We start from the raw sequence: 12,018 nt of genomic DNA, 5'->3' as shown, positions 1-12,018 counted from the left end.
AATGGATCAGAATCCGATTTTAACACTGGCGCCAAAGCTCCTGGTGGCGGGCAGGCCGAAGATGTCGATACCCTGCAGGCGGTTGTCGCCGCCGGCGGAAGTTTCCGGATCAAACGGCGCTTCGCGCTTCAGGAAGAACAGGTTCCTGCCGATCAGGCCCACCTGCAGCGACCGGATGCCTTTTGTGCGCAAAGGAATCCTGTAGCTGAGCGACAGTTCCCGCAGCCGGATGGCCGTGGCATCATACATGTACATGTCGCCGTTGCCGTTCCTGCCCCCGATATCCGAGAAATACATCTCCGGATCATACTTCCCGGTAAAGGGTTTCCCATCTGCCCCTACTGCATTTTCCAATGTTACGCCGCCGTTATCCCGCGCTTTGGCGCTGGCTTCGCTCACGCCGCGGGCATCCAGTTCAGCTTGCGTCAGGCTCATCACCTTGCCGCCGAAACGGCCGTCGATCAGGAACGTCAGGGTAAAGCCCTTGTAATCGATTTTGTTGTTCCAGCCGAGCAGAAAATCCGGATTGGGTGATCCGGCGAAGAGGATACCGCCGTTGGTAGAGTCGATGATCCTGTTCTGGTCGTTCAGCATGATCTGGCCTTTTTCATTCCGTTTTACCAAAGCCTGCGTATAAATATCTCCCCATTGCCCGCCTTCTTCCACCGCCGAAGCGTACATGTTGGAACCAGGATCGGTCAACCGGAAGATCACCGTGTTTTGCACCAGGTTGGGATCAGACAGCTTCACGACCTTGTTGCGGTTCAGGGAGAAGTTGAAGTTGGATGTCCAGGTTATACCGCGGGTTTTCACCGGCACCAGCGTCAGCATCGCTTCAACACCCGTGTTGCGGATATTGCCGAGGTTGAGGTAATAGATGGAATAACCGGTTCCCGAAGGCGCCGGGATCTCCACATATTGCTGGTAGTTATTGTTCTTATACCAGGTAAGGTCGATGCCGATGCGGTCTTCCAGCAAACGAACATCCAGCCCCGCCTCGAAAGAACGGTTGTCTTCAGGCTTCAGGTACGTCCGCGGCGCCGGTACCTTGTTATTGAAACTCAACTGCTTCAGCCCGCCCAAAATGCGGTAGTTGTACGTGGCCGGACGACTGATATACGCCGGCAGGTCGTTCCCTACTTTCCCATAAGACAAGCGCGCTTTCGCGAAATTGATCGCGGCAGGCAGCTTGAACATCTCGCTCAACACGGCGGTAAGGCCGGCGGAATAATAGAAATAACCGCTGTTCATGCTGGGCGTGTAGGCAAAGCTGCTCGACCAGTCGTTGCGCGCCGTAAGGTCCAGGAAAAGATAATCCCTGAAACCGAAGTTCGCGCTGGCGAACAACGCCTGCACCTGCTTGCGGTCGAGCCCCTGCTGCACCGTAATGGAATTGGGATCGATGTTGGCCAGCTGGAAAATATTCGGAGAAAATAACCCATCGACATTTCCGATGTTAACGTCGTTCAGCGTGCGGTCGCGCAGTTGGTAATCGGTGAGGCTTCCGCCGAAAATTCCGGACAGCTTCAGGTCTTTCGTCAACGCTTTGTTGTAATTGAAGATCAGGTCCGCGTACATCTGCGTATTGAATTCCCTTTCCAACGAATACCGGCCGTTTTTGGCGGCGATACGGGTATCCGTACTGGCATAAGCTTTCAGCTCGAATTTATCGTACGAGCGGTCAAAGTTCCCCCTCGCCTGGACAGCCAGCCAGTCGGCCAGTTGGTACTTCACCGACAGCGAAGCCATGCTGCGGAAGCGCGCTTCGTCTCTGGGGTTGCGGTACAATACCCAATAAGGATTGGGATATTCCACTTCACCCACGAGATTCTTGTCGGTATTGATATTCCACCAGTTCTGCGTCATCATGTTCCGCGAAAGCGACATCACTTCGAATTCGTTTTTATATTCTTCGAAGTTCAGCCCGCGCGGCATGGCGTACACGCTGGGAAGCGGGTTGTAATACAAGCCGCTCACCGGCCGGTTGTGCGCATCCTGCTTCACGAAAGTGACGTTTGCATCGAGTGTGAGACGGTCTTTCAGGAGCTTCAGCGTTTCCCTGAAGTTAAGTGTGTGCCGGTTGAAGCGGCTGGTGGGGATGATGCCTTTGCTGTTGGTATTGGAATAGGAGAAATACGACTGCGCGATTTCGTTGCCGCCGCTGACGGACAGGCCGTTGGTCCAGGTGCCCCCTGTATTGAAGAACCCTTTCACGTGATCGGGCGCATTCACTTTTTCGCCCCAGCTGCCGGCGCCGGGCGTGCCGCTGTCGTCGATGGTTTGGCCGTAACGGAACTGCAGTTCGGGCAGCAGCATCACTTTATCGATGGTGTAATCCGAGGAATAATCGATCCGCATGCGGCCGGCGCGGCCGCGTTTGGTGGTGATCACGATCACGCCATTGGCCGCCTGGCTGCCGTACTGTGCGGCGGCGGAAGCGCCTTTGAGGATGTTGATGGATTCGATATCGTCGGGGTTGATGTTGGAGATACCGTCGCCCCCGTCGCGCCCGGGGCCTGACTGCATATCGTTCGACTGGCCGAAGGCATTGGCGGGTTGGGAGGGGGAATAGTTGGCCATGGGCACACCGTCGATCACGTACAGCGGCTGGTTTTCGCGGGTGGATTTGTTGCCGCGCATGATCACGCGGGCGGTACCGCCGAGGCCGGAAGCGCTACGGGTTACAGACACGCCCGCCGCTTTACCGGCGAGGCTGTTGATCACGTTGGCGTCCTTCACACGGGAGAGGTCATCGTTATTGAGCTGTTGCGTAGCGTAGGTGAGCTCTTTGGATTTGCGCTGTACACCGAGGGCGGTAACCACCACTTCGTTAAGGGAGCGCGTATTTTCCTGTAAAACAATATCATACACATCACCGCTGCCCACGGATAATTCCTGTGGGGTAAACCCCAGGAAGCGGAAAACCAAAATATCACCGGGATTGGCGTTGAGGGAGAAATCGCCCTGGCCGTTGGTTTGGGTACCTTTGTTGGTGCCTTTAACCACAACTGTGACCCCGGGCAGCGGGTTACCGTTGGCGTCCTTTACCTTGCCGCGGATCTCCTTGTCCGCCCGGGTGGCTTCTTCGCCCGGTTTCACCTGGGAGCCGGAGGCGCCGGCTGCCGCCTGATCGATGTTTACAATAATCTTATTGTTTTTTCTCGTAAATTTCAGTCCGGTTTGTTCCGTCAGCTGGTTGAGCACCTCTTCCAAAGGCAACTTTACGCAGTTGAGGGAGATCTTCTTCCGGAGGTTCAGATCGGATTTGTCGTAATGGAAACTGAGACCTGTCTTAGCGGCAATTTCAGTAAACACCTCCTCCATGTTTTTGTTCTTGACCTGGATGGTGATACTGATGCTTTTAGGTTCCTGCGACTCGGCACGAGCACTGGCGGTGTAAGGAGCCGCCAGTGCGATGGCCATCGCAAGACCTGCCATCAACACAAGGTGTAGGCATTTTTTCATACATCTAGTTTTTGCGGGTAAGGAAAATAGTGTCGTTTTTCAGTGTGTAGCTGATGTTTTTGATTTGACAAATGGTTTCGATAATTTCCTGCAGGCTCTCGTCCCTGAAAGAGCCGGTGTAAGTCCAGTCCGCATTCCCCGTTTCATTCACCATCGTAACATTATACCTGTTCTCCAGCTCGGTGGCTACTTCGCTGTACGAGGCGTCCCTGAATGCGAGTACGCCGTGCTTCCATCCCACGATATCGTCTTCCTCGCGGAAGGTGGATTTGGCAACCGCCAGCGACTGCAAGTCGAAGCTCAGTTGCTCGCTTGGCAGCAGGATCACCGCTTCCTGCTGATGGGCGTGGCCCACTTTTACCTTACCCGTCAGCAACGCAACGGTGATGCGTTGTTCCCGGGAATATGCGCGGATGTTGAAGGAGGTGCCCAACGCCGTGGTGGCCAGGCCGCGGCTGTGGACGATGAACGGATGGCGGGGGTCTTCGGCCACCTTAAAGAAGGCTTCCCCTTCTTCAAGATATATGTCGCGGTTGGGACCGCTGAAACTTACAGGATAGCGCAGCCGCGAACCCGCGTTGAGGTTCACGGTGGAACCATCAGCCAGTACAATCTTTTCCGTGGCCCCCTTCGCCGTGGTGATCTCAACGAAACCGTTGCGGACCACGCGGTTGGATTTGGCCGGAGCCGATTGTACCGCCGATTGGAGCGGGTTGGAAGGATGATCGGCTGGCGTGGATGTGAACAGGAACGAAAAGGCGATGGCGCCGGTCAGCATGGCGGCCGCACCTGCCGCGATGGCCCACACACGCCTGCGGCGCGGGCGCAGTGGAACTACAGGCGCATCTGAAGCAGCGATGTGGTCGGCCAGGCGCATCCGCACTTCTTCCAGCTGCTCCTGCAGGAATTCTTCCTGTATCATCGCCGAACGGTGCCGGTTTACACTGGCAAACCATTGTTCGATGATACGCACTTCTTCTTCGGTGCATTTCCCCTGCGTGTACCGTTCCAGGACTTTTCGGATCTGTTCAATTTCCACGGCAATAGTTTTTTAGTTGGTGATACAAGGATGTCGCACCAATAAAAAAATAGTACCATGCAGGCGGTTGGGAATTTTTCAGGGGAGCAGGGAGAGCACCACCGCCACCGTCAGCAGGTCGGTTTGCGTGTAATGGGTGCGGAGTATCTTGAGGGCTTTGGAGATTTGATTCTTAACGGTTTGCTGCGATAATTCCAGCCGGGTGGCGATCTGTTCTATCGTCAAATTCTCGAACCGGCTCAGCATGAAAATCTCCTTCATTTTTTCAGGAAGGCGGTTGATGGCTTCGAAAACTTCTGCAGCTTTGGCTTTGTAGTCGTAAGTTTCGGAAATATTATGGGGCTGCGCGTCGAAATGCTCGATGAGTTGCTGGAGGTATTTGCGGTAGGTAGCGTCTTTCCGGTATAAGTCGATGATTTTATGGCGCACGCATTGGTAGAGATAGGACCGCAGCGACAAATGAATGTCCAGCGCCTGGCGCTTTTCCCATAGCGTAGTGAAGAGGTCTTGCAGCACGTCCTTGCTGGTTTCACCCTTATCCGTCTTGCTGAGAATGTAAAGGTACAACGGCCTGCTGTACCGCTCGTAGATGGCATTGAACGCACCTGCGTCTCCATTCCGCAAAAGGGATAACAATTGCTCGTCTGTAAAGCTATGGTACATAAGAAATTGTGGTTGATAAAATGCGATCGATCTTGGCCTGTCTTTCGTCCTTTTCGTAATCCTAACGTGTCAAATCCGGTTAACGGCTGCAGGCAAAATAGTAAATCTTGTACAATTTCAACTTTTTTCACGCGGCAAATTTTCCAGCCCGCCCTTCATGTTCCTTTTACACACCCTGATGGAAATGCAAATTCTTTTCCTTAGATTTGATATCAAATTGATATCATTATAAATAACCTCGTACCATGGAAAAAGTTACCTCGCCAATGTCCGGCTACATCGCCTTCATCCTCGCCATCCTGATAGTGCTCGCGGGGGGTATTGCCTGATCGCCGGGATTCAGACGGAAAGCAGCTCGCTCCGCTTCATGGCCGCCATACTGGCCGTCCTGTTTATATTCGTATCGAAAGGCATCATGATCGTGAACCCCAACCACGCGCGGGTGCTCACTTTCTTCGGCAGTTACGTGGGCAGCGTAAAGCAGAACGGCCTGTTATGGATCAACCCGCTCTTCCGTTCGCAACGCATCTCGCTCCGCGCCAATAACCTGAACGGGCAAACGCTCAAAGTGAACGACAAGATGGGCAACCCCATCGAGATCGCCGCCGTGATCGTATGGCAGGTAAGCGACACCTACAAAGCGATGTTCGAAGTGGAAGGGTACCAGCAATACGTCCAGATTCAAAGTGAAGCCGCCGTGCGCCACCTGGCCACCACCTGCCCGTATGAGCAGATGGAAGACGAAACCGCTGAAATCACCCTGCGCGACGGCGGGGAAAGGGTAAATGAATTGCTGGAAAAAGAACTGAACGAGCGCCTCTTCGCCGCGGGCATCACCGTTCGCGAAGCACGCATCAGCCACCTCGCCTACGCCCCCGAAATCGCCGGCGCCATGTTGCAGCGCCAGCAAGCCACCGCCATTGTTGCCGCCCGCTCCAAAATCGTGGAAGGCGCAGTTGGCATGGTGGAAATGGCGCTCGAACAACTCTCCCGCAAACAACTCGTTACCCTCGACGAAGAACGCAAAGCCGCCATGGTCAGCAATCTCATGGTCGTGCTCTGTGGCGAAAAGTCCGCCACGCCCGTCCTCAACACCGGATCATTATACGCATAAGCCATGCCCGGAAAAGACCAGAAAAAATCATTCGTCCTCCGGCTCGACGGCGCCACCTACGAAGCCCTCGAGCGATGGGCCGCCGACGAATTCCGCAGCGTCAACGGCCAACTGGAATGGATCATCGCAAAAGCCCTCCGCGACGCCGGCAGGGAAAAGAAAAAACCGAAAGACAAAAAAGGCGACACCGAATAATCAGCCTTACTCCACCATACCGCCCGCCGCAACCCCGGCGGGCTTTTTTCGTATACTTTCATTGAAACTTTTCCCAAACCCGGGCGTCTTTATACGGGAAACGTCCCGATTTATCCACCCTACAACTGATTACCAATGAAATCCGCCCTTCCCATCATCTGCCTGCTCACCACCCTTTCCACCTACGGACAAGACAAATACAATTATAACATTTTCAATCGGTTAAGACCGATCGACGGCACACCTTACGTACTCACTTCCATCGATAACCTAGGCAAAATGGGCACTGTCCACCGGGAATATCTCCTCTTCATCAACACGAAAAACGGCCAGGCCAACCCCGTTGATTTCGGAGAAAACGCCTCACTGCATAACTGGGAACAATTCAAGTTCGACAGCCTGGGCGTCAATACCATCGTGCTGACCGCGCGTACCGTCACCCTCGATAAAAACCGCCGGATCGACTGGAACGATCCCATACAGGTAATCGTGATTTCTCCGGACGGCAAGCAGAAGAAACAACTGACCGACGACCGGTTTTTCACCGTTCACCATGTTGTTCACCGCGAAACCGGTGTGATCGTCATCAATGGATATTATGACACCAACAATAACGGCAAACACGATAAAACGGATAAGGACGAGATCGTGCTGTTTGACCTGAAGACCTGGGAATTGATCGCCAAACGCTGATATTTTTGTTCACTGACTATATACGATAAAAAAAGGTGCGGTTCTCCGCACCTTTCCTATTTCTGGTAATTCGTTGATTTATTGGCGTGCCTGTTGCATCGGGTTGCCGCCGGTGGAAGTACCCCGCGCCGCGCGTTCCGACTTGAACAGCTCGAACCGGGAAGGCGTGGCCTGGCGGGGCCAGCTGTTGTTGGACTCGTCGATATCCGCGGTTTCGCGGTAGGGATCGAGTTGCACGGACACCACTTGTTTGTCTTTCGCAAACACTTTCGTCACTTCCTGTTCGTTGTGGCGCCAGATGTATGCGGAAATGCGGTCCACTTCCTTTGTGCCGTCGGCGAAAGTCCATTCCACGATAACGGGCATCACGTTGCCGCCGATATTTTTGAATGTTACTTCGTAGAAGTTCTTTTTGCTTTCGTAGCGCTTCTTTTCTTCGGGCGTAAGGCTGGCCTTCATTTGCTGGTAAGCGGCCGACTGGGCGGGCGTTACAGCGTAGCGGTCCCATTTGCTGTAGAAGTCCTGCAGGCTGGTATCCTGGTCCACCACGTATTTCATGCCTTCGGCTTTATTCCGCGTTTGCGCGATGTGCGTGTTTTCACGGAGGGCGGCGGCTTCGGCGGCTTTATTGTTTTCGGCGGGATCTTTCGCATCCATCCGGTACCATTTTACGCTGTCGATCGAGATATCTACCGGTTCGGTGCCGAAGAACCAGCCGCGCCAGAACCAATCCAGGTCCACGGCGGAGGCATCTTCCATCGTGCGGAAGAAATCGGCCGGGGTGGGATGTTTGAAAGCCCATCGGCGGGCATATTCCCGGAAGGCGTAGTCGAACAGTTCGCGGCCCATCACGGTTTCGCGGAGGATATTCAGTGCCGTGGCGGGTTTGGCGTAGGCGTTGGGACCGAACATGATGATGTTTTCGGAATTGCTCATCACGGGTTCCAGCTTGTCTTTCGGCATGCTCATGTATTCCACGATGTGGTGCGCGGGGCCGCGGCGCGAAGGGAAGTTGCTGTCCCACTCCTGTTCGGCCATGAACTGGCAAAAAGTATTGAGCCCTTCGTCCATCCAGGTCCACTGGCGTTCATCGGAATTGACGATCATAGGGAAGAAGTTGTGGCCTACTTCGTGGATGATCACGCCGATCATACCGTTTTTCGTGGTTTCGCTGTACGTGCCGTCCGCTTCCGCACGGCCGTAGTTGAAGCAGATCATGGGGTATTCCATACCGTTGGCCGCTTCCACGGAAATGGCAACGGGATAAGGGTATGGAATGGTATGGTTCGAGTAGGAACGCAGCGTGTGAGCGACTACTTTAGTGGAATAGCGGCGGTAGAGCGGATAGGCTTCGGGGCCGTAGTAGCTCATAGCCATCACAGGTTTGCCTTCGATGTTAACGCCCATGGCGTCCCACACGAGCCTGCGGGAGGCAACCCACGCGAAATCGCGTACGTTGGTGGCTTCGTAGATCCAGGTTTTTTTGCGGGTGGATTTGCCTTTCATGGCTTCCTGCGCTTCTGCGAGGGTCACGATCTCTAGTGGTTCCGCTGCCTTCTGTGCCTGCTGCCAGCGCTGGAACTGTGCAGGGGTGAGCATTTCTTTATAGTTCCGGCATTCCCCGGTTGCGCCTACCACATGATCCGCCGGAACGGTCATTTTCACTTTAAAGTTCCCGAAGGTGAGGGCGAATTCGCCGCGGCCGGTGAACTGTTTGTTCTGCCATCCCTGGAAGTCGGAATACACGGCGAGGCGGGGGTACCACTGCGCCATGGTGTACAGGTCATTTCCATCGGCCGCGAAATGCTCGTAACCGCCCCTTCCGCCAATGGTCATGCGGTTGGGGATCTTATACCACCAGTCTATTTTAAACACAATTTTCGCGCCCGGCGCCAGCGTTTGCGGCATTTCGATGCGCATCATGGTTTGATTGATGGTGTATGGCAGCGGTTTCCCGGAGGCGTCGGTCACTTTGGTGATATTCACCCCATGCCCTTGCTCCATGCCCAGTAAACGGCCGATTTCGCGGCTGCTCATCCGGTCTTTCATCGTGCTGCCGTCGAAGCTGTTGTTGTCCGACTTCGGGTCATGCTCATTTTCGTCGAGCTGGAGCCAGATGTAAGTAAGCGGGTCGGGGGAATTGTTATAATACGTCACGGTTTCCGAGCCGATGAGGCGGCGCTGCGCTTCGTCGAGCTCGGCGGTGATATCGTAATCCGCGCGTTGTTGCCAGTATTTCGGTCCTGGAACGCCGGAAGCGGAGCGGTACATGTTGGGATCGCTCAGCAGGGTGCCCAGTTGTTCGAAGCGGTTGCCGTGATTGGAGCCCGGGTTCTGCGCCAGCGTTGCGAGCGGCGCGGCTACCAGGAGGCATCCTAAGATGGAACGTATCGTCATCGATGATCTATTTTTCCAGTAATAATGCAAATCTTTCTATACTCATTACGAATGCCACCCCGAAGATCGCGGCGGAGAGGAACAGCGTCCAGTCGCGGCGCGAAGCCCTGCTGAAGCGGATGATCAGCTGGGAAAGGAGGAGCACGATTGTTACAATGATCAACTGCCCGAATTCGAGGCCCAGGTTAAAGGCCAGTAGCGGCTGCAGGATATCGGCCTGCGAGCCCAGCATGCTGCGGAGGTAGTTGGAGAACCCCAGCCCGTGGATCAACCCGAAAAAAATCGCGAAAAAGTAATTCCAGTTAGCGCGCGCCGGTTCCTTGCCTCCCCGGATTACATTTCCCAGCGCCGTCAACACAATCGTTACCGGGATAAGGAATTCTATAAGGTCGGTAGACACCCTTACGATGCCGAGCACACTGAGCGCCAGGGTAATCGAATGCCCGAGCGTGAAAGCCGTCACCAGGATGAGCACTTTCTTCCAGTCTTTCATCAGGTAAACGGCACAAAGCGCCATGATAAACAAAATGTGGTCGTATCCTCCGAGATCTGCTATATGTTGCCAGCCTTCCTCGAAATACAAGCTGAACTCCTGCATGGCGTAGATTTTTGCGTAACTTCGTAATGTTAATCTGTTAACGGTAAATATAAAAATATTTTAGGGCCGATGGGAGTAATGTTATTTAAATGGTGCCTGCCTGCGCTGATGGCCGCAGTGCACCCTTTCTACATGAGCGTCACCGAAATACGTTACAACAACCCACAGAAAACCCTGGAAATCAGCGTCCGCATCTTCTCCGACGATCTCGAAAATGTCCTGAAAAAGGAATCCAAACAGCCGTTGGATATCATCCATCCCAAAAACCGCGCAGCGGCGGACTCCCTCGTGGCCCAGTACCTCCGCAGGCACCTCAGCCTGCAGGCCGATGGCAAACCTTTACAGATCCGCTACCTCGGCTACGAAATCTCTGAAGACGCCACCTGGTGCTTTTTGGAATGCGCGCCCCTCGCGCCGTTCAAAAAACTCGATCTGCGCAACGACGTGCTCTATGCCGAGCACGATACCCAAAGCCACATGATCCATGTGATCGTGAACGGTCGCCGGCAAAGCACGAAGCTGGACAATCCCTCGCCCAGTGCTACTTTCAACTTTTAATTATTTCCGGTTGTCGATAAATTTGACTGGCTTGCGGCTGCCCTCGGGGAACTGCATTTTCAATATCTCCGGCATGGCGCAGTAACGCACCTGTGGGATCACGCGGAGCTTTGCCTGGAGATAGGACTTGATCCGCCGGTCGCCGTCTTCCGACTCCTCGCGGGGGTGCAGGTGCAACAGGATTTCGTCGGTGCCGATTTCGTTGGAGAACACTTCCACCACAAATTCCCTCACGTCTTCCATATCGCTCAGCAGGTCGTAGAGCGCGGGCGGATAAAGCGTTGTGCCCTTGTACTTGATCATCTGCTTGCGGCGGCCGATTACGGGCGACAGCCGCAACGTTTGCCGGCCGCAACTGCAGGGCGTTTCGTCGTACTGGCAAATATCACCGGTCTTGTAGCGCAGCAGGGGCATGGCTTCCACGCCGAGGGTGGTAATGGTCACCTCGCCGGGCGCGCCGGGAGGAACGGGGCTGTCCTGGTCGTCGAGCAGTTCAACGATAAGCAGTTCGGGATGATGGTGCCCTCCCCTGCCCTGGCGGCATTCGGTGAAGGCTGTCTGCATCTCGGTAGATGCGTATGTGGAGAAAAGATCGATGTTCCATTTGTCCGTAATCTTCTTGCCCAGCACGTTATACGAAAAATCCGTGTTGCGGATATTCTCGCCGATACAAACGGCCTTTTTCACGGTGGATTCGTTGATGTCGATCCCGTGCTCTTCCGCGAAAGCAATGAGTTTCAGGATGAACGACGGCACCGCCACGATCACCGTGGGCTGGATGCGCCGGATATTCTCCCATTGCAACGAAGGCACGCCCGGGCCCACGCGCAGCACGCCCGCACCGAGTTTGCGGATGCCGTTGTAGTAAGCCATCCCGGCCATGAACTGCCGGTCGAGCGTGAGCATGAGCTGGTAGATGTCCTCGTCGGTGCCGCCGGCGCAGCTGAAGGAGATGAACTCGTTGTAGCTGAGGCGGTCGAGGTCCTTATCCGTGAGCGGGATGATCACGGGGCGGCCCAGGGTGCCGGAAGTGGAGGTGTACTCGGCGATCTTGCTTTTATCGACACAAAGAAAATCCCAGTTCCGTTGCTGCAGGTCTTCCTTCGAAACGGTTGGCAGCTGTTGCAGATCATCAACCGAGCGGATGGCGTCGGTATCGATATTGTTGGCGGCGAACCATTCGCGGTAGAAAGGGGAAAACTGGCGGAGATAGCCCACGAGGTGCTGCAGCTCCTTGTTTTGGAATTGCCGGATGGCGGCGTGATTTTGTAATTCTATGTCGGGTATGTACATAAA

General features: G+C 54.6%; 10 protein-coding genes. 4 read left to right on the top strand and 6 right to left on the bottom strand.

Annotation, left to right across the window (positions count from 1 at the left end):
- Window positions 1-6: 6 nt before the first annotated feature.
- The 3 genes from WJU16_RS19550 to WJU16_RS19540 form a co-directional block, all read right to left on the bottom strand.
- Entirely contained in the window at window positions 7-3,465 is a 3,459-nt protein-coding gene (locus WJU16_RS19550; protein ID WP_341835098.1) for a SusC/RagA family TonB-linked outer membrane protein, read from the bottom strand.
- A 4-nt stretch (window positions 3,466-3,469) separates the two neighbouring features.
- Window positions 3,470-4,504 (bottom strand): FecR domain-containing protein, encoded by a 1,035-nt coding sequence (locus tag WJU16_RS19545; RefSeq protein ID WP_341835097.1) that lies wholly within the window; start codon window positions 4,502-4,504, stop codon window positions 3,470-3,472.
- 78 nt (window positions 4,505-4,582) lie between these two features.
- A complete protein-coding gene (locus WJU16_RS19540; protein ID WP_341835096.1) occupies window positions 4,583-5,167 on the bottom strand; it encodes an RNA polymerase sigma-70 factor in 585 nt (194 codons plus the stop codon).
- A gap of 367 nt (window positions 5,168-5,534) precedes the next feature.
- Here WJU16_RS19540 and WJU16_RS19535 point away from each other — a divergent pair, with 367 nt between their 5' ends.
- From WJU16_RS19535 to WJU16_RS19525, 3 genes are all read left to right on the top strand, one after another.
- On the top strand, window positions 5,535-6,281 hold the full coding sequence (locus WJU16_RS19535) for an SPFH domain-containing protein (RefSeq protein WP_341835095.1): 747 nt from the start codon (window positions 5,535-5,537) through the stop codon (window positions 6,279-6,281).
- 3 nt (window positions 6,282-6,284) lie between these two features.
- Entirely contained in the window at window positions 6,285-6,476 is a 192-nt protein-coding gene (locus tag WJU16_RS19530) for a hypothetical protein (RefSeq protein WP_341835094.1), read from the top strand.
- Between the two features lie 135 nt (window positions 6,477-6,611).
- The gene (locus tag WJU16_RS19525; RefSeq protein ID WP_341835093.1) at window positions 6,612-7,169 is read left to right on the top strand and encodes a hypothetical protein; all 558 of its coding nucleotides are present in this window, start codon (window positions 6,612-6,614) and stop codon (window positions 7,167-7,169) included.
- Between the two features lie 78 nt (window positions 7,170-7,247).
- Here WJU16_RS19525 and WJU16_RS19520 read toward each other — a convergent pair whose 3' ends face one another.
- Together WJU16_RS19520 and WJU16_RS19515 are read right to left on the bottom strand one after the other, a co-directional pair.
- Window positions 7,248-9,566, bottom strand: a complete 2,319-nt coding sequence (locus tag WJU16_RS19520) for a M1 family metallopeptidase (RefSeq protein WP_341835092.1) — start codon at window positions 9,564-9,566, stop codon at window positions 7,248-7,250.
- Between the two features lie 7 nt (window positions 9,567-9,573).
- Complete coding sequence (locus WJU16_RS19515) at window positions 9,574-10,164, bottom strand: HupE/UreJ family protein (RefSeq protein ID WP_341835091.1); 591 nt, start codon at window positions 10,162-10,164, stop codon at window positions 9,574-9,576.
- Between the two features lie 69 nt (window positions 10,165-10,233).
- Here WJU16_RS19515 and WJU16_RS19510 point away from each other — a divergent pair, with 69 nt between their 5' ends.
- Complete coding sequence (locus tag WJU16_RS19510) at window positions 10,234-10,722, top strand: DUF6702 family protein (RefSeq protein WP_341835090.1); 489 nt, start codon at window positions 10,234-10,236, stop codon at window positions 10,720-10,722.
- Here WJU16_RS19510 and WJU16_RS19505 read toward each other — a convergent pair whose 3' ends face one another.
- The gene (locus WJU16_RS19505) at window positions 10,723-12,015 is read right to left on the bottom strand and encodes an AMP-binding protein (RefSeq protein WP_341835089.1); all 1,293 of its coding nucleotides are present in this window, start codon (window positions 12,013-12,015) and stop codon (window positions 10,723-10,725) included. It abuts the gene before it with no gap.
- Between the last annotated feature and the right edge of the window lie 3 nt (window positions 12,016-12,018).

It is taken from the genome of Chitinophaga pollutisoli (assembly GCF_038396755.1).
GTDB lineage: Bacteria > Bacteroidota > Bacteroidia > Chitinophagales > Chitinophagaceae > Chitinophaga > Chitinophaga pollutisoli.
The sequence above is the reverse complement of the archived record's forward strand: the minus strand, read 5'-3'. Positions and strand labels throughout refer to the sequence as shown.